Genomic DNA, 22,408 nt, shown 5'->3' with positions numbered 1-22,408 from the left:
TTGTCTTGTGCGGCGGCCAGCTCCCTGTCGGCCGCTTCTGTTGTGTGCTCGTCCTGCTTGCGCCGAGCCGAGCGCCTTCGTGCCTCCCTGCGTCACGCGGCGGCGGGCCGGCCGCCGCGTCCTCGATCGCTACTTGCTGATCTGCGCGCCCACGCCGAAGTACGGGGTCGACGACGTGCCGGTGATCGCCGACGTCGACGTGACGCCGCCGTTCACCGTGCCCTGGATCAGCGCTGCGTACAGTCCGCCCGTCGCGATCACCACGCCCGATGCGGACGGGTAGCTCGCGCCGCTCGGCGGGGCGGTCTTCGCGTTCAGCAGGCCCGGCGTCGCCTGGCCGTAGTCGAGCGTGAAGCCGTCTTCCTCGGCCTGCGTGGACGGGTTGATGAACGACGCGTTGCTGCCGCGGATCAGCGCGGCCGTGTACTTGAAGTTCGAGTCCGCACCCGCGTAGCCGCCGTCGATCGTGCCCGACGTGACCGCCGTCGCCGCACCGAGCACCGCGATGCCCGATTCGTCGTCGACCTGCGCGTCGAGGTGCAGCGGCGGCGTGCCGAGGTTCACGTTGCCCGTGCGCACGATCACCGGCACCGTCGCGCCGTTGAGCTGGCCGATCACCATGTGCGCGGTGGCCGACTTGCCGGTTGCGCCGACGATCGGCAGTTGCGTCTGCGGCAGCGTCTGCGGTGCCTTGGTGCTGTCGAAGTAGCCGCCCTTCGCACTCGTTTTCCACGGATCGCCGGTCGTCTGGCAGCCGCCCGAACCGCTCGACGTGCACGCGCCGTTCGCGTCGAACGTCTCGCTCGAGTTCGAGCCCTTCGTCGCGTAGTTGCCCGACGGCACGAGGTGATAGAGCAGCGCGTTGTACGTGCCCGGCAGCTTCGAGAGGTCGGTCGTCGTGTTCGCGAAGCCGAGGAACGGATAGAAGTCGAAGTGCCGGTTAGGCACCTTGCCGACGTTTTCGGCGATGACGGGGACGATCGTCAGCCCGTCGTACTGGATCGTCGCGCCGGGAATGCCGCCGCCCGCCACGCCCATGCCGACCAGCAGCATCGGCGGGTTCGCCTGGTTGAAGTCGGCGGCCGTCGAATAGGTCGAGCCGTCCGGCGCGGGGCCGGTGCCCGGCGTGAGGACGAACGCGCAGCGCGTTTGCTCGGCGGTCGGCAGCGTGCCGGTCGGCGGGTGGATGACCTTGCCGGTGATGGTCGTGCCGACGCGGCTCGGCGTGACGGTGCCCGTCTTCAGCGGAATCGGCGATTCGAGCCACTTGAGCGTGTACGTCATCGCGACCGCGTCGATGTTGACGCTGACGATCTCGCCGCTACCCGCGCCGCCGAGATACGTGCTCTTCACGATATCCGCGTTGGCCGGGCACAGTGCGCCGTTGATGGGCTGCGAAGGCGGCGGCCCTTGGGTGCCGCAGCTCGAGCCGGAACATTGGGGCGCATCGATAGGCGCGAGCGCGCCACCGGAGTCCCCCCCACCACATGCAACCAGGAAAGGGGCAATGGCAAAGGCCGTTGCCACCCCCTTCGATAAGGCGTGCGACATGCCGCTGTCTCCAATCGTTTAATTGTGCGAGCTAATGTCGCTGCCTGGGTTTTTGCTGTCAATTGATGAACCCGTCTAAAAAAGGCGATTGAAACGGGATCGGCAATTTGAATCCTTGCCCGATAAGGAAATTGGTAAGAATTTAAACGCGAGACAGGCTGCCGAAAGCTGCCGGAGTGGGGGATGCGCGACGCTCGGCACGCTCTCGCAGCGCCTTCCTGCGCATAACGGCAGTGTTTGAATCGACGGTATCCGGTTTATCCCTATTCGGGATTGACTGGATAAGGAAGGGCTGGATTAATTCGCTGGTAATCGCGCAATGGAAAGCTTGTAAATATTTGTAAATGCGCGATCCGGTGTTTTTATATATTGCCTGATACGGGCAAATAAAAAGCCGGCCAGTGGCCGGCTTTGCATGGCGTGCGATGCTGAATCAGCGTTTGAGGCCCGCGTCCTCGGCCGCGCCGATGTTGAGGTTCATGCACTGGATCGCGGCGCCCGACGCGCCCTTGCCGAGGTTGTCGAGGCGCGCGACCGTGACGAAGCGCTCCGCGTTGCCGAACACGAACAGGTCGACGCGGTTCGTGTCGTTGTTCGCCTGCACGTCGAAGAAGCCGCCGTCGAGGTTCGCATCCGCATCGAACGGTGCGACGCGCACGAACGCTTCGTCCGCGTAGTACTCGGCGAACACGCGCTGCACGTCCTGCGGCGTCGCGCGCTTCGCGAGCTGCTCGGGCGTGAAGTAGGTCGTCACCGCGAGGCCCTTCAGGAACGGGCCGACGATCGGCGTGAAGATCGGCGCGTGCGCGAGGCCCGTGTGCGCGGCCATTTCCGGCAGGTGCTTGTGCGCGAGACCGAGCGCGTACGGGCGCGGGCTCGCGAGCTTGCCGCCCGGCGCGGCGCTTTCGTACTCGGCGATCATCGACTTGCCGCCGCCGCTGTAGCCGGTGATCGAGTAGCTGTGCGCGGCGAACGTCGGCGCGACGATGCCCGCATCGACGAGCGGCCGCATCGCGAGCACGAACGCCGATGCGTGGCAGCCGGGCACCGCGATGCGCTTCGACGTACGAATCTTCTCGCGCTGCGCGCGGGTCAGCTCGGGCAGGCCGTAGGCCCAGTCGGCGCTGGTGCGGAACGCGGTGCTCGCGTCGATCAGCGTGGTGTTCGGGTTCTCGACGAGCGAGGCGGATTCGCGCGACGCGACATCCGGCAGGCACAGGAACGTGACGTCCGACGCGTTGATCAGGCGGCGGCGCTCGTCGACGTCCTTGCGCTTCGCTTCATCGATGCGCAGGATCTCGATGTCGCTGCGTGCCGACAGGTATTCGAAGATCTTGAGGCCGGTCGTGCCTTCCTGGCCGTCGACAAAAACTTTGGTGCTCATTTCGTTCTCGCTGAATGAAACGGGAGCCGCGGCGCCCTGAAACCGCCATTTTAAGGCGTCATCCGGCGGCACTGCACCGCGCGGGGCGAAAAAAGACGGCCGGCGGGCCGTCTTGTGTCCCTTTCACGCGGCCGGCGCTGCGTGGCCGCGCGAACGGCGGCGCGCGCGGCCGGCCGGGTGCGTTCAGCGTCCGCCGGCCACCCAGCGCGCGGTCGCTTCGGCGATGCGTTGGCCGAACGCCTTTGCGGTGTCGAGGTCGCCGGGCAGCGGGCCCTCGTCGGGCGTCGCGTCCGCCGGCGACTGCGCGAGCAGGCCGGTGAAGCCGCCGACGTAGTTGATGTCGTTGCGCGTGGCCGCCTTCGAGTTGGCCGGCATCATGCCCGTGCCGACCCACACCATCCCATGTTGCATCGCCAGCGTGACGAAATACTGAATCGTCGAGAACTTGTCGCCGTTCATCGTCGCGGAGTTCGTGAAGCCCGCGGCGATCTTGTCCTTCCATTTCTGCGTAAACCACGGTTTCGACGTGGCATCGGCGAACTGCTTGAACTGCGCGGACGGGCCGCCCATGTAGGTCGGCGCGCCGAAGACGATCGCGTCCGCCGCGTCGAGCGCGGCCCAGCCCGCGTCGTCGAGCTCGCCGACGGCGATCAGGCGTGCGGTGGCGCCGGCATCCTGCGCACCCGCGTGCACGGCCTCGGCCAGTTTCTGCGTGTGACCGTAGCCGCTGTGATAGACGATGACGATGTTCGACATGAAGCGTTCTCCGGAAAGGGATGGGAACGGCGGACCGCAGGCTCGCCGCGTCACGCGCCGCACTCGGGCGGCGCGACGGATGCGCGGCGGGATGCCGCGACCGGTGCAGCCGAGTCTAGCAAGCCGAAATGACGGGAAAAATGCGCGCGGGCCGCGCACAGAAATTCGCGGGTGCGGGCAATCGCGACCTGCAACGGGCGGCGGCGCGCGAGTGCTTACTGTCCGTAAGTGACCGTGAGTTGCGCGGTGCCGATCGAGAGCGTGCCGATCTCGTGCTCGAACATCGGCGCGGGGCGGCCCTGCGAGATGCGCAGGTCGGTGCCTTTCAGCGCGTAGACGGTGACCACGTAGCGATGCGGCTTGCCGGGCGGCGGGCACGGGCCGCCGTAGCCGTCGATCCCGAAATCGTTGCGCGCCTCGCTCGCGCCGATGCGGCGCAGGAAGCCGGATGCGCTCGCGTCGGCCGGCAGGCTCGTGACGGTCGCCGGGATGCCGGCGACGGCCCAGTGCCACCAGCCGTGCCCGGGCGCGTCGGGATCGAAGATCGTGACCGCGTAGCTGCGCGTGCCGGCCGGCGGGTTGCGCCACGCGAGTTGCGGCGAGCGGTTCGCGCCCTTGCAGTCGCCGCGGTCGAACACGTTCGCGGGCCGCACGCGGGCGCCGGGCGTCAGGTCGTCGCTCGTCACGGTGAACGGGCCTTCCGCATGCGCGGGCAGCGCCGCGAAAACGGCGGCGCACAGGAGGGCGGGGAGGAGGAACAGGGACGGGCGACCCGATGGCGCAGGCGGAGTGATCCGGCGATCCACACGCATATGGCGCATCTCCCGTCACGTGGGCCGGACCGAGGCGCCCGGCGTTGTTGGCGTTGTGTGTTGCCCGCGCCGCTGATGGCGGCGATGAATCAAGTCTAGCATTAGGGTTCGATGAGCGACGCACACCGGCGCCCGCGATTGCGATCGGTCAGGGCGCCGGTCGACGGACGAAAAAAAGCCGCCTGCGATGAAGCAGGCGGCTTTCTCGGCCAGTGCGCCGGCATGCGTGCCGGCGTGGCGTCATTCCTTCGGGGCCGTCGCGCCGCCGTGCGCAGCCGACCACTCGGCCGGTGCGTGCAGGAATTTCTCGACTTCGTCGAGCGTCTTCGTCTCGAAGTAGCCCGACGCCTTCGCGACGCGCAGCACGTCCCACCACGTGGCGAGCGCGTGCAGGTCGACGTCGATGTCCTTCAGGACCGACACGCTTTCCTTGAAGATGTCGTAGTGGAACAGCACGAAGCAGTGGTTCACCGTCGCGCCCGCGGTGCGCAGCGCGTTGACGAAGTTGATCTTGCTGCGGCTGTCGGTCGTCAGGTCTTCCACCAGCAGCACGCGCGAGCCTTCCTCGAGATGGCCTTCGATCTGCGCATTGCGGCCGAAACCCTTCGGCTTTTTGCGCACGTACTGCATCGGCACCATCATCCGGTCCGCGATCCATGCCGCGAACGGGATGCCGGCCGTCTCGCCGCCCGCCACCGCGTCGATCTGCTCGAAGCCGATGTCGCGCGTGATGGTCGTTTCCGCCATTTCCATCAGCGCACGGCGCACGCGCGGATACGAGATCAGCTTGCGGCAGTCGATATAGACGGGGCTTGCCCAGCCGGACGTGAAGATGAACGGTTTTTCGGCATTGAAGTGCACCGCCTGCACTTCGAGCAGGATTTTGGCGGTCGTATCCGAGATCGACTGACGATCGTAGCCTGTCATGGGCATTCCTTGGGTGATGAGCGAGGAGCGGGCGCGGGCCCGGTGGCGCAGCAAGGGGAACCTGCCCTGGGGGCCGGGGCGCGATCGGAGCGCCGATCGCATCGCTGCGCGCGTAGCCCGATATTTTACCCGATTCAGGCCGGTTTTCGGCGGAATTCGCGCGGGTTCGCCGGGCTGCTCACCACCGGCGAAACAAACGGGGCGCGACCAGTCCGATGCTGATGCCGGGGATGCGGCGGTGCACCAACAGAGGTCATTTAGGGGGTGTACACTAGGCGACCCTTGGAAATCGTTCAGTACTTTGTACTTTCCTCTTGCCACCCGCCAAGGTTCGCTGGCGTGCCGATCCGGCGCGTCGCGGGCCGTCCCGCAGTCGACTATCCCCTCGATTCAGGCAGACGCGGCCGAAGGTGCTGTGTACTGAGTCGTCAATATTTCGCATGTCTCTCGCAGGTCAATCATGGACGAACAACTGAAGCAGGCCGCTCTCGCTTATCACCTGAACCCGAAACCCGGCAAGATTTCGGTCACCCCGACCAAGCCGCTGTCGAACCAGCTCGATCTGTCGCTCGCGTATTCGCCCGGCGTCGCCGCCGCGTGCGAGGCGATCCACGCCGATCCGCTCGACGCGCAGAAGTACACGTCGCGCGGCAACCTCGTCGGCGTCATCACGAACGGCACGGCCGTGCTCGGTCTCGGCAATATCGGCCCGCTGGCCGCGAAGCCGGTGATGGAAGGCAAGGGCTGCCTCTTCAAGAAATTCGCGGGCATCGACGTGTTCGACATCGAACTGTCGGAGTCCGACCCCGACAAGCTCGTCGAGGCGATCGCGATGCTCGAGCCGACGCTCGGCGGCATCAACCTCGAGGACATCAAGGCGCCGGAATGCTTCTACATCGAGCAGAAGCTGCGCGAGCGCATGAAGATCCCCGTCTTCCACGACGACCAGCACGGCACCGCGATCATCGCGTCGGCCGCGATCCTGAACGGCCTGAAGGTCGTCGGCAAGAAGCTGTCGGACGTGAAGCTCGTGTGTTCGGGCGCGGGCGCGGCAGCGATCGCGTGTCTGGACCTGCTGGTGAACCTCGGCCTCACGAAGTCGAACATCCTCGTCGCCGATTCGAAGGGCGTGATCTACGAAGGGCGCGGCAACCTCGATCCGTCGAAGCAGCGCTATGCGGCGAACACCGACGCGCGCACGCTCGCCGACGCGATCGTCGGCGCTGACGTGTTCCTCGGCTGCTCGAGCGCGGGCGTGCTGAAGCAGGACATGGTCAAGACGATGGGCGACCGCCCGCTGATCCTGGCGCTCGCGAACCCGGAACCGGAAATCCGCCCGGAAGACGCGAAGGCCGTGCGCCCGGACGCGATCGTCGCGACCGGCCGCTCGGACTACCCGAACCAGGTCAACAACGTGCTGTGCTTCCCGTTCATCTTCCGCGGCGCGCTCGACGTCGGCGCGACGACGATCACGGAAGAAATGAAGCTCGCGTGCGTGCGTGCGATCGCCGAGCTGGCCCAGGAAACCGACCAGAGCGAGGAAGTCGCGAAGGCGTATGAAGGCCATTCGCTCGAATTCGGGCCGGACTACCTGATTCCGAAGCCGTTCGACCCGCGCCTGATCATCAAGATCGCGCCGGCCGTCGCGCAGGCCGCGATGGATTCGGGCGTCGCCACGCGCCCGATCCAGGACATGGACGCGTATCGCGAGCAGCTCGGCGCGACCGTCTACCGCACCGGCATGGTGATGCGCCCGGTGTTCGCGACCGCGAAGCAGAAGGAGGCTCGCATCGTGTTCGCCGAAGGCGAGGACGAGCGCGTGCTGCGTGCCGCGCAGTTCGTGTTGCTGGAAAAGATCGCGAAGCCGATCATCATTGGCCGTCCGTCGGTCGTCGACATGCGCCTCGCGAAGATCGGTTCGAAGCTGAAGGCCGGTACCGATTTCGAAATCGTCGATCCGGAAGACGATGCGCGCTACCACCGTTACTGGCAGGCGTATCAGGAGATCGGCGCGCGCGACGGTGTCACGCCGGAAGTCGCGAAGGCCGCGATGCGCAAGTTCAACACGCTGATCGGCGCGATGCTCGTGCACCTGGGCGATGCGGACGGGATGATCTGCGGGATGATCGACACGTTCCACAGCCACCTGAAGTTCGTCGAGCAGGTGCTGGGCCGTGCGAACGGCGCCGAGCACCTCGCGGCGATGAACCTGCTGATGCTGCCGGGCCGCAACCTGTTCCTGTGCGACACGTACGTGAACGAAGTGCCGAGCGCGGAGCAGCTCGCCGACATGACGATCCAGGCGGCCGCCGAGATCGAGCGCTTCGGCATCGTGCCGAAGGCCGCGCTGCTGTCGAACTCGAACTTCGGCAGCGCGCCGTCCGCGTCGTCGCGCCGGATGGCCGAGGCCCGCAAGCTGATCGTCGAACGTGCGCCGAACCTCGAAGTCGACGGCGAAATGCACGGCGACGCGGCGCTGTCGGAAATGATCCGCAAGCAGGCGTTCCCGGGCACGACGCTGTCGGGCGAAGCGAACCTGCTGATCATGCCGAACGTCGAAGCCGCGAACATCGCGTACAACCTGCTGAAGATGGTCGGCGGCGAAGGCGTGACGGTCGGCCCGTTCCTGCTCGGCGCGGCCAAGCCGGTCCACATCCTGACGCCGGCCGCGACCGTGCGCCGGATCATCAACATGACGGCCGTTGCCGCCGCGAACGTGAACACGAAGTAAGTCCACGCCCGCGTGTGCCGCGCGTCACGCGCGGCCAATGCAAAACGCCACGGAACCTGCGTTCCGTGGCGTTTTTTTTCGCGTGAACCGTAAGGGGCGGCGCGGGCGGGGCGTTCTGGCCGCGAACGCCTCGCCCGCCGCGTATCGTTACGCGACCTGCTGGTGCGACTGGCCGCCTGCCGGCGAACGCCACTTCGCGAGCAGCGTGTCCCACTTCTGGCGCACCGCGCGCAGGTTGTTCTCCTTCACGTGGCCGTAGCCGCGAATGCCGTCCGGCAGCGCCGCGAGCTCGAGCGCGAGCGGACGGTTGGCCGCGTTCAGCCTGGTCAGCACCTCGCCGATCAGCGCTTCGTACTCGCCGATCAGCGCGCGCTCGGTGCGGCGCTCCGCGGTGCGGCCGAACGGATCGAGCCCCGTGCCGCGCAGGAACTTCGCCTTCGCGAGCAGCCGGAACGCCGACATCATCCACGGGCCGTACGCCTTCTTCACGAGATGGCCGTGCGCATCCGTCTTCGCGAACAGCGGCGGCGCGAGGTGGAATTTCAGCTTCCAGTCGCCTTCGAACTGCGCGGTCAGGCGCGCGAGGAACGCGGGATCGGACTGCAGCCGCGCGACCTCGTATTCGTCCTTGTACGCCATCAGCTTGAACAGGTTGCGCGCGACCGCTTCGGTCAGCGGTTCCTGCACGGTGTCGCCGTCCGCCAGCGCACGCTCGGTGGCGCGCACCTTGTCGACGAATGCCGCATAACGCGACGCGTACGCGGCGTTCTGGTACGCGGTGAGGAATTCCACGCGCTTCGCGATCAGCGCGTCGACCGCCTTCTTCGTGTGCAGCGAGATTACCGTGGCGCCTTGCGCGGGGCGGGCGTCGCCGGCCGCGGCCTGCTTCACGCTGGCCAGGTCGTACGCGGCGCGGCGGCCCCAGTCGAAGGCCGCGCGGTTCTTCTCGACCGACACCGCGTTCAGCTCGATCGCGCGTTCGAGCGACGCGAGCGTCAGCGGCAGCCAGCCTTTCTGCCACGCGTAGCCGAGCACGAACGGGTTCGTGTAGATCGCGTCGCCGAGCAGCGCGACCGCGAAGCGGTTCGCGTCGATGAAGTCGACCGCTTCACCGGCCGCCGCGCGGATGTCGTTCTCGGCGGACACGCCGGGGAACGCCCAGTTCGGGTTCTTGATGAATTCGGCGGTCGGCGTCTGCGCGCTGTTGACGACCACCCGCGTCGTGTCGTGCCGCATCCGCGACGTGCACTCGTCGCCGGCCGTGACGATCGCATCGCAGCCGATCACGAGATCGGCTTCGCCCATCGCGATCCGCGTCGCATGGATGTCGGTCGGCGCGTGCGAGATCTGCACGTGGCTCATCACGGCGCCGCCTTTCTGCGCGAGGCCGGTGACGTCGAGCACGGTCACGCCCTTGTTCTCCAGGTGCGCGGCCATCCCGAGCAGCGCGCCGATCGTGACGACGCCCGTGCCGCCCACGCCGGTGACGAGCACGCCGTATGCACGGTCGATCGCCGGCAGCGTCGGTTCCGGAATCGGCGGCAATGCGCTGCCGTCGACCGACACGGCCTTCGGCTTCTTCAGCTGGCCGCCCTCGACCGTGACGAAGCTCGGGCAGAAGCCCTTCACGCACGAAAAGTCCTTGTTGCAGCTCGACTGGTTGATCTGGCGTTTTGTGCCGAATTCGGTTTCGAGCGGCTCGACCGACAGGCAGTTCGACTGCACCGAGCAGTCGCCGCAGCCTTCGCACACCGCGTCGTTGATCACGACGCGCTTGGCCGGGTCCGGATACGTGCCGCGTTTGCGGCGACGGCGCTTCTCGGTCGCACAGGTCTGGTCGTAGATCAGGATCGTCGTGCCTTCGATCTCGCGCAGCTCGCGCTGCACGTCGTCGAGCTGGTCGCGGTGATGAATCGTCACGCCCGGTGCGAGCAGCGCCTTCTGGCTGTCGTACTTCTCCGGTTCGTCGGTGACGATCACGATCTTCTTCGCGCCTTCGGACGCGAGCTGGTGCGTGATCTGCGGCACCGTCAGCACGCCGTCGACCGGCTGGCCGCCCGTCATCGCCACCGCGTCGTTGTAGAGGATCTTGTAGGTGATGTTCGCCTTCGACGAGATCGCCGCGCGCACCGCCAGCAGGCCCGAATGGAAATAGGTGCCGTCGCCGAGGTTCGCGAACACGTGCTTCTCGTCCGTGAACGGCGCCTGGCCGATCCACGGCACGCCTTCGCCGCCCATCTGGCTGAAGGTGCTCGTGCTGCGGTCCATCCATACGGTCATGTAGTGGCAGCCGATGCCGGCGATCGCGCGCGAGCCTTCCGGCACGTTGGTCGACGTGTTGTGCGGGCAGCCCGAGCAGAACCACGGCTTGCGCTCGGTCTGCACGTGCGGCTTCGCGAGCGCCATTTCCTTCGCGTTGATCACCGCGAGCCGTGCGGCGATGCGCGCGCGCACGTCGGAGGGCAGCTCGAACTTGTCGAGCCGCGTCGCGATCGCCTTCGCGATGATCGCGGGCGACAGCTCATAGTGCGCGGGCAGCAGCCAGTTGCCCATCGGCACCGACCATTCGCCGCCGGCGCCGTCCTTCTCGTCGAACTTGCCGAACACGCGTGGGCGCTGCGCGTCGGGCCAGTTGTACAGCTCTTCCTTGATCGCGTATTCGAGGATCTGGCGCTTTTCCTCGACCACCAGGATTTCGTCGAGGCCGCGCGCGAACGCCTGCGCGCCCTGCGCTTCGAGCGGCCACACGCAGCCGACCTTGTAGAGCCGGATGCCGATCCGCGCGCAGGTTTCGTCGTCGAGGCCGAGGTCGATCAGCGCCTGGCGCACGTCGAGGTACGCCTTGCCGCCGGTCATGATCCCGAAGCGCGCATGCGGCGAATCGATCTCGATCCGGTCGAGCTTGTTCGCACGCACATAGGCGAGCGCCGCGTACCACTTGTAGTCGAGCAGCCGCGCTTCCTGCACGAGCGGCGGATCGGGCCAGCGGATGTTCAGCCCGCCTTCCGGCAGGATGAAATCGGTCGGCAGCACGATCTCGGTGCGATGCGGGTCGATGTCGACCGACGCCGACGATTCGACGACGTCCGTCACGCACTTGAGCGCGACCCACAGGCCCGAGTAGCGGCTCATCGCCCAGCCGTGCAGGCCGAAATCGAGATATTCCTGCACGTTGGACGGGAACAGCACCGGCAGCCCGCAGGCCTTGAAGATGTGCTCGGACTGGTGCGCGAGCGTCGACGATTTCGCCGCGTGGTCGTCGCCGGCGAGCACCAGCACGCCGCCGTGCCGCGACGAGCCGGCCGAGTTCGCGTGCTTGAAGACGTCGCCGGTGCGATCGACGCCCGGGCCCTTGCCGTACCACATGCCGAACACGCCGTCGTGCTTCGCGCCGGGGTACAGGTTCACCTGCTGGGAGCCCCACACGGCGGTGGCGGCGAGATCTTCGTTGAGGCCGGGCTGGAAGACGATCTGGTGGGCGGCCAGGTACTGCTTGGCTTTCCAGAGCGACAGATCGAGGCCGCCGAGCGGCGAGCCGCGGTAGCCGGAGATGAAGCCGGCCGTATTGAGACCGGCGGCGCGGTCGCGTTCCTGCTGGAGCATCGGCAGGCGCACGAGGGCCTGGATGCCGCTCATGTACGCGCGGCCGCGTTCCAGTGTGTATTTGTCGTCAAGCGTGACGGACTTCAGCGCGGCTTCTAGCGACGCGCGTTGGTCTGCGTCTAGCGGGGCATTCATTAACTGTCTCCTCCACCCGGTCTGGGATCACCAAAACTTCGGTTGCGTCGGCATCTTTTGGATGCGTCTGCAGTGGCCGGCATGTTCGCCGGTTTTAAGGGATGGTAGCACTGGGGCAAACCCGCCGCCCATCGGCCGCGACGCGGGGGAATGGCGGGCGGCGCACCACAAAACAGGGCGTGATGATGCGTTACATCATGTAAAGGCATGTAAAGCCGGCCCTATCTGCGGGCAAATGCCGTTAATCTTGTCGGCCTGCCGGAGGTGCCCGGCCGCGTGGGTTCGTTCCGACGCAGTCGGGGAGGCGCCGGCAGTTTTACAGGAGGTGCAATGAACACACGTCATATCCAGAGTTTCCTGATCGTGTCCGCGGCGTTTTTCGCGATGACCGGCCCGGTGCACGCGCGAGGCGCGAGCGCACTGGCGGCAGCCGGCGCGCAGATGCGTCAGATCGTGCCGGCCCAGGACGCCGCAGCACAGCCGTCGGCCGAGCGTGCCGCCGAGTCGAAGGCGAACGTGCGTTGACGCGATCGCGCGGCCCGCGGGCTGCGCCGGAATGCAAAAAGGGCGGGAATCCTCGGATTCCCGCCCTTTTTCTTTGTGCCGCCGGATCGCTCAGCTGCCCGGTCGCCCGGCACCGCCGCGCGGCGGAAGCGTCAGGCCTTGTCCTGCACGACGCCGCGGCGGATCTGGTCGAGCTCGATCGATTCGAACAGCGCCTTGAAGTTGCCTTCGCCGAAGCCCTGGTTGCCCTTGCGCTGGATGATTTCGAAGAAGATCGGCCCGATCTGGTTTTCGGTGAAGATCTGCAGCAGCAGGTCGTCGCGCGCGCCGTCGATCAGGATCTTGCGCTTCTTCAGCTCGTCCAGCGATTCGCCGTGGTTCGGCACGCGGCGGTCGACCAGCTCGTAATACGTGTCGATCGTGTCGAGCAGCTTCACTTCCTTGCTGCGCAGCCCGTCGACCGCCTGGTAGATGTCGCTCGCGCCGAGCGCGATGTGCTGGATGCCTTCGCCGTGATACGCGTCGAGGTATTCCTGGATCTGGCCGGCCGTATCCGAGCCTTCCTCGTTGATCGGGATGCGGATCTTGCCGCACGGCGACGTCATCGCCTTCGACTTCACGCCCGTCACCTTGCCTTCGATGTCGAAATAGCGCACTTCGCGGAAGTTGAACAGGCGCTCGTAGAACTCGGCCCATTCCTGCATGCGGCCGCGATGCACGTTGTGCGTCAGGTGGTCGATGTAGGTGAGGCCGTGGCCGACCGGGTTCGGGTTCGCGCCGGGAATCGGCTCGAAGTCGACGTCGTAGATGCTGATGTCGCCGATCGCGCCCGGCTGCGCGCCGTTCTTGCCGCGCCAGCGGTCGACGAAGTAGATCAGCGAATCGCCGATGCCCTTGATCGCCGGGATGTTCAGCTCCATCGGGCCCGTCTTGTTGTCGAAGCCCCATGCGCCGAGTTCCAGCGCGTGCTGGTACGCCTTGGCGGCGTCCTGCACGCGGAACGCGATCGCGCAGATCGACGGGCCGTGCAGCCGCGCGAAGCGTTGCGCGAACGAATCGGGTTCGGCGTTGATGATGAAGTTGATGTCGCCCTGGCGGTAGACCGTCACGTCCTTGTGGCGGTGGCGCGCGATCGCGGTGAAACCCATCCGTTCGAACAGTTGTCCGAGTGCTTTCGGGTCCGGTGCCGTGTATTCGATGAATTCGAAGCCGTCGGTGCCGACGGGGTTGTCCCAGGTGGGGATCTGCATGTCGTGTCTCCTGTACGGGGCGATCGGCCGGGGCGGCGTGCGCGTGCCCGGCGTGGTTCGAGGTCGACGGCCGCGCCCGCAAGGCACGTGCGCGGCGAGTCGAGACATGCGACAGAGTGTAGCGGGCGGCCGCGAGCGGAAACTTGCGAACTTAATCGCCCGCGCCTACGATGGCGCAATTTCCAGTCTCAAAATAATCAGTGGAGGGCAGAAGATGGCGCAAGCCGAATTGGATGCCATCGATCGGCGAATTCTCGCGATTCTTCAGGAGAACGGGCGCCTGTCGAACCAGGAGATCGCCGAGCGCGTGAACCTGTCGCCGAGCCCGTGCCTGCGGCGGATCCGGCGGCTCGAGGAAATCGGCGTGATCACCGGCTATGTCGCGCTGCTGAATCCGCAGAAGCTCGGGCTCGACCTGCTTGCCTACGTGAGCGTGCGGCTGGAGAAGCGCGGCGGCCTCGCGCCGGTCCGGGCCGACGAGACGTCGGCGCGTGCGGGCGCGACCCACGCGGAGCTGTTTCGCGCGGCCGTGCAGACGTGGCCGGAAGTGGTCGCGTGCCACGCGATGACCGGCGACATGGATTACCTGCTGCGCGTGCAGGTCGAGGACATGGCGCATTTCTCCCGCTTCGTGCAGGAGCATCTGCTGCATCATCCGTCGGTGATCGACGTGAAAACGAGCTTTTCGCTCGACTGCTTCAAGGAAACGACGGCGTTGCCGATTCGTTCGGTGCGCTAGCGCGGCGGGGAAGGAAGGGCGCCGGGCGTGCCGCAGGCGCGGCCCGGCTGGCCGACGTCATCGACGTCAGGCCGTCAGTGCGGCGGGCATCAGCGATTCGATGAACTTCGTCGTGCGGTGCGCCTGGCGCTTCATCGCGTAGTCGAACACCGCGGCCTGTTCCTGCAGCATCTCGGCGATGATCGTCGAGTGGTCGGCCGGCGGCAGCGACAGGTACGCATCGGCTTCGCCGTACGTGTACTCGATCCGCATTCCGGACTTCTTCGCGATGTGCATCATCGTCGCGTTACGCGACAGGCAGTGCATGTACAGCATCGTCACGTGCGTGTTGCGGCTGCGGATCGCCGCGCGCTCGAACAGCTTCGAGCCGACGCCGCGGCCGCGCGCGCTCTCGAGCACCGACACGCCGAATTCCGCCGTGCGCGCGTCGCCCTCGGCCGGCAGATAGGCCAGATGGCCGACGCCGATCAGTTCGAGGTCGTGGTCGAACACACCGAATACGGTATCGCGACCGAAATCGATCGTGCGGACATAGTTCTCGATCACGTGGTCGGGCACCATCTGGCCGAAGCGCAGCAGGCGGTCCTCTTCGTCGAGCGAGAGAAAGTGGGTGAGCATCTGCTCACGGTCTTTGGAAGCCAGTTCCCTGACGAGAACCGGCGCAGTACCGACCTTGCCGACAGCATCGGCACGGCCGTTGAATGGCGTGTTCATCGTGGGTTCCTCAGTGTGGGTGCACAAACGCGTTGTGCAATGCAACAGCATTTTACCCGAGCGGGGTTGGGGAAAACCCGCATTTGACGTTGTTTGTCCTGAGGGGAAATTCTAAACCTGCTTAGTTCATTCTGTATCTATTTGATTTTAAACAGATTTAAAATTCATCATATGAAATGCGCGGCGGGCTGTCGCAGTGTGCCCTCCGCGCAACGCATGCTGCTGCGCGGCAATCATGCGCCGGGCGACAGCCCGCGTTCCATCAGGTCGATCACCTGTTCGGCGAAGTCGCGGTAGCCGAGGCGGCCGCCCGGCTTGAGCCACGTGAACGTCCAGTTGATCATCCCGAACACCATCATCGTGACCGACGTCTGGTTTTCCTTGGAGATCCGGTCCGGATAGGCGCGCGCGAGCTGGCGCGCGAATGCCGCGACGATGTCGCGCTGGCGGTCGAGCACGATTTCGCGCTGCGCGTCCTCCAGGTACTTCACGTCGTTGAGCAGCGCGACGTGGCGGCTGTGCGACGTCTCGTACTCGGCGAGGAATGCGCGCACGAGTTCGGCGAACGCGTCGCGCTCGCTGAGGCCGCGCCGCTGGCTCGCGCCCTCGACCTCGGCGATGATCAGCATCAGCCGTTTCGTGTAGCGGTCGAGCAGGTCGAACAGGATCGCTTCCTTGCTCTCGTAATAGTGATAGAGCCGCGCCTTCGACGTGCCGCTCGCGGTCGCGAGATCGGACATCGACGTGCTCGGGTAGCTCGTCTGCGCGAATTTCTCTGCGGCCAGGTCGAGGATCTGCTCGCGCTGGGATTCGTGGTCGGGCGCTCGGGTTCGGGCCATGGTCGAATGCGGAAGATTAGCGGTGCGCGGCCGCGCGCACCTGCGTGGAAGAGAGGGCGTCGGGCGCGTCGTCCTGCAGGTCGAGCCGGCCGGCTGCCGCGAGCTCGCGGCAGCGCCACCAGGCGATCGAGTCGCTGACGAACAGCCCGCCGCGGTCGGCGGCGGCCATGATGCTGCCGACGAGGTGCCGCGCGGGCTGCCAGTCGGTTTCCGCGCGCGCGACGATCAGTGCGTCGAGATCGGCGTAGTGGCCGCTCTTGATCGTGTTGCTGACCCAATAACGCAGTTCGGCGTTCAGGTGCTTCGCTTCCTGCCATTCGAGCGCGAGGCGGCCGATGCGCAGGACCGAGACCGGCGCGGCCACCGGCCGCTTGCGCGCCAGTTCCGCGGGCGAGAACATCCCGGTCGCGCAGGCCTGGTCGGTGCGCGACAGCGCTGCGCGCTGCGCGGCGTCGAGGTCGGCGGCCGACAGCCGCACCTCGTTCAGGCGCTGCGGCGCGTTGCGCAGGTGATAGGCGACGCGGCGCAGCAGCAGCTTGTCGCCGACGCTCGGCGCGTGCCACACGACGACCTGGCCGGTCTCCGTCGCGAGCTGGTCGAGGCGTGCGATTTCGCCTTCGATTTCCGCGTTCCAGTCGGGAATCTGGTCGCCGAGCACGTGCTGCCAGAAGGCGGCGCGCGTGTCGGGCGTCTCGTCGACGCCCTTCAGCGGCCCGACCGCAAGATCGTCGAGCAAACCGACGACGCGCTCGTCGCGTCCGGCTTGCGCAAGGGCCTCGCGCAGCGACGCGGCGGCGGTGCCGCCCTGAATCACATGAATGGTACTCATCGGCCTGTCGTCAACAAAAGAAAACCGCCGGCGGCTGGGCGTTGCGACGTCCAGCCGGCCGGCGGCCCCTAGTGTAAGCGAGATGTGTGACGACGAGAAACCGGCGCGCCGCGCCGGTGCGACGCCGTTCAACGTTCGTCGAAGCTCACGACGACCTTGTCGCTGACCGGATGGCACTGGCACGTCAGCACGAAACCGTCCTTCACTTCGTGATCCTCGAGCGTGTAGTTCTTCTCCATCCGCACCTCGCCTTCGACCACCTTCGCGCGGCACGTGCAGCACACGCCGCCCTTGCACGCGTACGGCAGCGCGAGGCCCGCGCGCAGGCCCACGTCGAGCAGGCTCACGCCTTCGTACGGCAAGCGCAGCTTGCGTTTCTTGCCGTCGAGCACGATTTCGAGGTCGGCGGCCGGCGTCTGGTCGGTGATCTCGACGACCGGTGCGCCGGCCTGGGGCAGCGGCGTGCCGAAGCGCTCGACGTGCACCTTCGCCGGCGGCACGCCGGCCGCCTTCAGCGCGGCTTCGGCGGCGTCCATCATCGGCGCCGGGCCGCAGATGAACGCCTCGTCGATCGCGTCGGCCGGCGTCAGCGTGTCGAGGAATTCCGCGCATTTCGCCTGGTCGAGCACGCCGTTGAACAGCTCGACGTCCTGAAGATCGTCCGACAGCACGTGATAGAGGACGAAGCGGTTCATGTAGCGGTTCTTCAGGTCCTCGAGCTCCTCCGCGAACATGATCGCGTCGACGCTGCGGTTGCCGTAGATCAGCGTGAACGTGCTGCGCGGCTCGAGTTCGAGCGTCGTCTTCACGATCGCGAGCACCGGCGTGATCCCCGAGCCGCCGGAAAACGCGACGTACTGCTTGCCGTGGTCGGCGTTCAGGTGCGTGAAGAAGCGGCCGTCCGGCGTCATTACGTCGATCGTGTGGCCGGGCTTCAGCGTGTCGAACGCGAAGTTCGAGAAGCGGCCGCCGCGCACGCGCTTGATGCCGATGCGCAGTTCGCCATCACGGTCGTAGTCCGTCGTGCCGACGCAGATCGAATACGAGCGGCGCGTCTCCTCGCCGTCGATGTGAGTCTTCAGCGTGACGAACTGGCCCTGCGTGAAGCGGTATGCGTCGCGCAGCTCGGGCGGCACGTCGAACGAGACGGTCACGGCGTCGGCGGTCTCGGGCCGCACGTCGCGGATACGCAGCGGGTGAAATTGCGGGGTCGCCATATTCAGTAGGGTTTGAAGTAGTCGAAGGGTTCGCGGCAGTCGACGCAGCGATACAGCGCCTTGCAGGCCGTGGACGCGAATTGCGCGAGACGTTCGGTGCGCGCGGAGCCGCAGCGCGGGCAGGCGGGCGCCGCGACCGGCCGCGGCACGAAGCGCACGACGTTTTCCCGCGGCGCGGCGCTGCCGCACTGGCCGACCGGCGGCGCGATGCCGTACGCGCGCAGCTTGTCGCGCGCTTCCTGCGTGATCCAGTCGGTCGTCCACGCGGGGGCGAGCACGGTCTCGATCCGGTGCGGCGGCAGATCGGCGGCCTGCAGCGCGGCGGCGATGTCCTCGGCGATCTGCGACATCGCCGGGCAGCCCGAGTAGGTCGGCGTGATCACGACTTCGAGCCGGCCGTCGTCCGCGCGGCGGACGTCGCGCAGGATGCCGAGTTCGCGGATCGACACGACCGGGATCTCCGGATCGGGCACGGTTTCCAGCACGTCCCACGCGCGGGCGAGCAGCGGATCGTCGCGGTGCGCGGCGGGGGCGGCGTGGGCAGGGGCGGCGGTCTGGGCGGACATCGTCGGGCTCCGTGGCGTGCGCCGGTTACCAGCTCGCGCCGGGGTGCTGGCGCGCGAGGCTCTGCATTTCCGCGAGCAGGTAGCCCATGTGTTCGGAGTGCTCGCCCTGCTTGCCGGTCGTCACATGCTTCACCGGCGCCGGCAGTGCGAGCGTGGCCTCGGCGAGCGCGTCGTCTACGTCCGCGCGCCACGCGGCCTCGATCGCGGCCGGCGCCGGGCCGATGCCCGGTGCGACGATCGCGTCGTCGACAGCATCGGCGGCGAAGAATTCGCGCGTATACGGCATCAGGTAGTCGAGCGCGGCCTGCGCGCGGCGGTGCGATTCGTCGGTGCCGTCGCCGAGGCGCACGAGCCATTCGCGCGCATGCTGGACGTGATAGCGGGTTTCCTTCACCGATTTCGCGGCGATCGCGGCCAGTTGCGTGTCGGTCGACGTTTCCAGCGCGCTCCATACGTGCAGCATCAGCGCCGCGTACAGGAAGTTGCGCACGATCGTCACCGCGTAGTCCTTGTCGGCGTGTGCGGTGCCGGCGAGCGGGCCGTAGTGCGGCAGCTCGGCGAGCGTGAAGTTTGCGAATTCGCGCTCGGTGCGGAAGTACGCGTAGTCGTCCTCGGTCTTCGTCGCGCCGGTGAGCTGGCGCTCGAGCTCGGCCGCGTGCGTGTACAGCATGCGCGCCTGGCCGATGAGGTCGAGGCTCATGTTGGTGAGCGCAATGTCTTCCTCGAGGATCGGGCCGTGGCCGCACCATTCGGCGTTGCGCTGACCGAGGATCAGCGCGTTGTCCGCGAGGCGCAGCACGTAGGAGAGGTGTTCGGGCGTGATCGTCATGGCGCGGGCGTTACATGTGGTTGACTTCGTCGGGCAGCGTATAGAACGTCGGGTGACGGTAGATCTTGTCGCCCGCCGGCTCGAACAGTTCGGCCTTTTCGCTCGGATCCGACGCGGTGATCGCCGACGACGGCACCACCCAGATGCTCACGCCTTCCTGGCGGCGCGTGTAGACGTCGCGCGCCATGCGCAGCGCCATCGTCGCGTCGGCGGCGTGCAGGCTGCCGCAATGTTTGTGATCGAGGCCCTGCTTGCTGCGCACGAACACTTCCCAGATCGGCCATTCCTTGTTCATCGCTTTCTCCTGATTCCTGAATTCGAGGGTTGCCGCTCAGGCGGCGTGTTGTTCGGCGCGGGCGCGGCGCTTCGCTTCGTGCGCGAGCGCGGCTTCGCGCACCCAGGCGCCGTTCTCGTGTGCTTTCACGCGAGTCGCGAGGCGTTCCTTGTTGCACGGGCCGTCGCCGTTGACGACGCGCCAGAATTCGTCCCAGTCGATCGTGCCGTAGTCGTGGTGGCCGCGCGCCTCGTTCCATTTCAGGTCGGGGTCGGGCAACGTCACGCCGAGCACTTTCGCCTGGTCGACCGTCGCGTCGACGAATTTCTGGCGCAGATCGTCGTTCGAGATCCGCTTGATGCCCCATTTGGCGGACTGGCTGCTGTGGACCGAATCGGCGTCGCTCGGGCCGAACATCATCAGCACCGGCCACCACCAGCGGTCGACGGCCTGTTGGACCATCGCGCGCTGCGCGTCGCTGCCCTTCATCATCGACAGCAGCGCGTCGAAACCCTGGCGCTGGTGGAACGACTCTTCCTTGCACACGCGGATCATCGCGCGCGCGTACGGGCCGTACGTGCAGCGGCACAGCGGGATCTGGTTCATGATCGCGGCGCCATCGACGAGCCAGCCGATCACGCCGACGTCGGCCCAGGTCGGCGTCGGGTAGTTGAAGATGCTCGAGTATTTCGCCTTGCCGGCGTGCAGCGCGTCGATCAGCGCATCGCGCGAGACGCCGAGCGTTTCGGCCGCGCTATAAAGATAGAGGCCGTGGCCGGCTTCGTCCTGCACCTTCGCGAGCAGGATCGCCTTGCGCTTCAGGCTCGGCGCGCGCGAGATCCAGTTGCCTTCCGGCAGCATGCCGACGACTTCCGAATGCGCGTGCTGCGAGATCTGACGTACCAGCGTCTTGCGATACGCGTCGGGCATCCAGTCCTGCGGTTCGATCTTGCCGTCCGCGGCCATCACCGCATCGAACCGCGCCTGCTCGGGCGACTCGGCTGCGGCGTCGAGGGGCGCGACGTTGCCGGGGATGTCGAGGGATTGCGTGTACATGGCGAAGGCTCTCGTCCGGTTGAATGTGTGCGCAGTATAAACCAACCGACCGGTCGGTTAATAAATTTCTTGCAGATTTGCAGCGGGACTCGGGTAAACGAGGGACGTCGGGGCGCGATCAGGTCGCGCAACTGCGGCTCCGCACGTGGGGGCTCGCGTCTTCTGCGGCACAATGTCCGCTTTCCGATGAGGATTTTGCCGATGTCATTTCGAAGCAGTTTCGCCGCGGCCGTGCTGGGGGCGGCCGTTTTCGTGTCGCCGCTTGCGGCGTCGGCCGCGCCGGCCGGTTGGGTCGCCGCGTGGGCGACCGCGCTGCAGCCGATTCCCGATCTCGCCGCACCGCCGCCGCTCTACCGCGCACCCGACGTGGCCGGGCGGACCGTGCGCCAGATCGTCTACCCGACCGTGTCGGGGCGGGCCGCGCGGATTCGCGTGAGCAATGCATACGGTCGCGCGCCGCTGGTCGTCGAGGCAGCGAGCCTCGCGCGCGCCGGGGAAGGGGCGGCACTCGCCGGCGGCGCGGCGGTGCCGGTCCGGTTCGGCGGCAAGGCGTCGGTGACGCTCGCGCCGGGCCAGGCGCTCGAAAGCGATCCGGTGGCGATCGACATGACGGCCGCGCAGCCGTATGCGGTCAGTCTCCAGATGGGACCTAACCAGCGGATGACGGTCTGGCATCGCGTGTCGAACCAGTTCAACTATGTGTCCGCGCCGGGCGATCACGTGGGCGATCCGGGCGCCGGCGCGTTCCGCACCCGGTTTACGCAATACGCGTGGGTGACCGAGCTGGCCGTCGAGACGGGTTCCGCACGCGCCAGCGTCGCCGCGATCGGCGATTCGATCACCGACGGGCTGCGCTCCAGCGTGAACCGGAACCGTCGCTGGCCCGACGCGCTCGCACGCCGGCTGACGGCGTCGGGCGCCGATTCGATCGGCGTCGTGAATCTCGGCATCAGCGGGAACCGGCTGCTCAGCGATTCCGCGTGCTACGGCACGTCGCTGGCATCGCGGTTCGAGCGCGATGCGCTGTCGCGCTCGGGTGTGAAGGCGGCGATCGTGCTGATCGGGATCAACGACATCAACTTCGCGGCGATGCCGCCGCGCTCGGGGCTCGATTGCGATCACCCGCATACGCAGGTGACGGCCGCGTCGCTGATCGACGGCTATCGCCGGCTGATCGAGGCGGCGCACCGGCAGGGCGTGAAGGTCTTCGGCGCGACGCTCACGCCGGCAGCGTTGCCGGCGGGACGCGAAGCGATCCGGCTCGAGGTGAACCGGTGGATCCGCAGCGGCGGCGGGTTCGACGGCGTGGTGGACTTCGATGCGGTGCTGCGCGATCCGGTGCGCCCGAGCGTGCTGCAGCGCCGATACGATAGCGGCGACGGCATCCATCCGAGCGATGCGGGCTACACGGCGATGGCCGACGCGGTGCCGGTTGAGCAACTGCAGGCCGCGGTGGGCGGCAAGTGACGCGCTTCTATATATAGAGGGAAAGGTTGCCGACGGCCTGTGGGCCGACAGCGCGACATCGCTCGTCGAGCCCAAAGCCTCCGTGCGCGGCAGCGCACGGAGGCTTTTTCAAACTTTCTTCACAAAGGGCTTGCGCGGACGGGGGCGGATGCTTAGAATCACGCCTCTTTCGCGCTAACGGAAACACGGCGCGGGAGGAAGGGAAGCGGTGCTGTTGGGGTTCGG

Annotated in this window: 19 protein-coding genes; 4 read left to right on the top strand and 15 right to left on the bottom strand. The window is 66.9% G+C overall.

Translation table 11 applies throughout. The annotated features are described in order from the left end of the window. Positions 1-129: 129 nt before the first annotated feature. The 5 genes from HWW87_RS29630 to HWW87_RS29610 form a co-directional block, all read right to left on the bottom strand. On the bottom strand, positions 130-1,551 hold the full coding sequence (locus HWW87_RS29630) for a DUF2957 domain-containing protein (protein ID WP_175823287.1): 1,422 nt from the start codon (positions 1,549-1,551) through the stop codon (positions 130-132). 433 nt (positions 1,552-1,984) lie between these two features. Then, positions 1,985-2,935: an N-acetyl-gamma-glutamyl-phosphate reductase gene (gene argC, locus HWW87_RS29625; protein WP_174389391.1), complete on the bottom strand. Its 951-nt coding sequence runs from the start codon at positions 2,933-2,935 to the stop codon at positions 1,985-1,987. 183 nt (positions 2,936-3,118) lie between these two features. Next, a complete protein-coding gene (locus tag HWW87_RS29620) occupies positions 3,119-3,691 on the bottom strand; it encodes a flavodoxin family protein (RefSeq protein ID WP_175823286.1) in 573 nt (190 codons plus the stop codon). Positions 3,692-3,906: 215 nt separating this feature from the next. Then, a complete protein-coding gene (locus tag HWW87_RS29615; RefSeq protein WP_175823285.1) occupies positions 3,907-4,503 on the bottom strand; it encodes a YbhB/YbcL family Raf kinase inhibitor-like protein in 597 nt (198 codons plus the stop codon). A 240-nt stretch (positions 4,504-4,743) separates the two neighbouring features. Beyond that, entirely contained in the window at positions 4,744-5,430 is a 687-nt protein-coding gene (locus HWW87_RS29610) for an orotate phosphoribosyltransferase (protein ID WP_011546659.1), read from the bottom strand. Positions 5,431-5,890: 460 nt separating this feature from the next. Here HWW87_RS29610 and HWW87_RS29605 point away from each other — a divergent pair, with 460 nt between their 5' ends. After that, entirely contained in the window at positions 5,891-8,161 is a 2,271-nt protein-coding gene (locus HWW87_RS29605) for an NADP-dependent malic enzyme (protein WP_175823284.1), read from the top strand. 147 nt (positions 8,162-8,308) lie between these two features. Here the strand turns inward: HWW87_RS29605 and HWW87_RS29600 are convergent, their stop codons facing one another. Next, positions 8,309-11,899, bottom strand: coding sequence for an indolepyruvate ferredoxin oxidoreductase family protein (locus tag HWW87_RS29600; RefSeq protein WP_175823283.1), 3,591 nt, complete (start codon positions 11,897-11,899; stop codon positions 8,309-8,311). Between the two features lie 330 nt (positions 11,900-12,229). On the opposite strand from HWW87_RS29600, the gene HWW87_RS29595 reads away from it, so the two are divergent. Continuing rightward, positions 12,230-12,424, top strand: a complete 195-nt coding sequence (locus tag HWW87_RS29595; protein WP_174389386.1) for a hypothetical protein — start codon at positions 12,230-12,232, stop codon at positions 12,422-12,424. Positions 12,425-12,555: 131 nt separating this feature from the next. On the opposite strand, the gene hppD is transcribed toward HWW87_RS29595, so the two are convergent. Then, a complete protein-coding gene (hppD, locus tag HWW87_RS29590; protein ID WP_132023223.1) occupies positions 12,556-13,653 on the bottom strand; it encodes a 4-hydroxyphenylpyruvate dioxygenase in 1,098 nt (365 codons plus the stop codon). A gap of 214 nt (positions 13,654-13,867) precedes the next feature. On the opposite strand from hppD, the gene HWW87_RS29585 reads away from it, so the two are divergent. Then, entirely contained in the window at positions 13,868-14,392 is a 525-nt protein-coding gene (locus HWW87_RS29585; protein ID WP_040143005.1) for an Lrp/AsnC family transcriptional regulator, read from the top strand. Between the two features lie 66 nt (positions 14,393-14,458). Here HWW87_RS29585 and HWW87_RS29580 read toward each other — a convergent pair whose 3' ends face one another. The 8 genes from HWW87_RS29580 to paaA form a co-directional block, all read right to left on the bottom strand. Then, on the bottom strand, positions 14,459-15,106 hold the full coding sequence (locus HWW87_RS29580) for a GNAT family protein (RefSeq protein WP_175823282.1): 648 nt from the start codon (positions 15,104-15,106) through the stop codon (positions 14,459-14,461). A gap of 233 nt (positions 15,107-15,339) precedes the next feature. Continuing rightward, on the bottom strand, positions 15,340-15,945 hold the full coding sequence (locus HWW87_RS29575) for a TetR/AcrR family transcriptional regulator (protein WP_006757885.1): 606 nt from the start codon (positions 15,943-15,945) through the stop codon (positions 15,340-15,342). A gap of 16 nt (positions 15,946-15,961) precedes the next feature. Then, a complete protein-coding gene (locus HWW87_RS29570; RefSeq protein WP_175823281.1) occupies positions 15,962-16,774 on the bottom strand; it encodes a DUF1835 domain-containing protein in 813 nt (270 codons plus the stop codon). A gap of 128 nt (positions 16,775-16,902) precedes the next feature. Further along, positions 16,903-17,991 carry a 1,2-phenylacetyl-CoA epoxidase subunit PaaE gene (gene paaE / locus HWW87_RS29565; protein ID WP_175823280.1) on the bottom strand — a complete coding sequence of 363 codons (1,089 nt, stop codon included), beginning with the start codon at positions 17,989-17,991 and terminating at the stop codon, positions 16,903-16,905. Positions 17,992-17,993: 2 nt separating this feature from the next. Then, the gene (gene paaD / locus HWW87_RS29560; RefSeq protein ID WP_175823279.1) at positions 17,994-18,557 is read right to left on the bottom strand and encodes a 1,2-phenylacetyl-CoA epoxidase subunit PaaD; all 564 of its coding nucleotides are present in this window, start codon (positions 18,555-18,557) and stop codon (positions 17,994-17,996) included. 25 nt (positions 18,558-18,582) lie between these two features. After that, complete coding sequence (gene paaC / locus HWW87_RS29555; protein ID WP_175823278.1) at positions 18,583-19,386, bottom strand: 1,2-phenylacetyl-CoA epoxidase subunit PaaC; 804 nt, start codon at positions 19,384-19,386, stop codon at positions 18,583-18,585. 10 nt (positions 19,387-19,396) lie between these two features. After that, complete coding sequence (gene paaB, locus HWW87_RS29550) at positions 19,397-19,681, bottom strand: 1,2-phenylacetyl-CoA epoxidase subunit PaaB (RefSeq protein WP_006482881.1); 285 nt, start codon at positions 19,679-19,681, stop codon at positions 19,397-19,399. A 36-nt stretch (positions 19,682-19,717) separates the two neighbouring features. Beyond that, on the bottom strand, positions 19,718-20,716 hold the full coding sequence (gene paaA / locus HWW87_RS29545; RefSeq protein ID WP_175823277.1) for a 1,2-phenylacetyl-CoA epoxidase subunit PaaA: 999 nt from the start codon (positions 20,714-20,716) through the stop codon (positions 19,718-19,720). 201 nt (positions 20,717-20,917) lie between these two features. Between paaA and HWW87_RS29540 the strand changes: the two genes are divergently transcribed. Next, complete coding sequence (locus HWW87_RS29540) at positions 20,918-22,183, top strand: SGNH/GDSL hydrolase family protein (RefSeq protein ID WP_175823276.1); 1,266 nt, start codon at positions 20,918-20,920, stop codon at positions 22,181-22,183. Positions 22,184-22,408 lie beyond the last annotated feature (225 nt).

It is taken from the genome of Burkholderia sp. BCC0419 (assembly GCF_902830285.1).
In the GTDB taxonomy this organism is placed as follows: domain Bacteria; phylum Pseudomonadota; class Gammaproteobacteria; order Burkholderiales; family Burkholderiaceae; genus Burkholderia.
The sequence above is the reverse complement of the archived record's forward strand: the minus strand, read 5'-3'. Positions and strand labels throughout refer to the sequence as shown.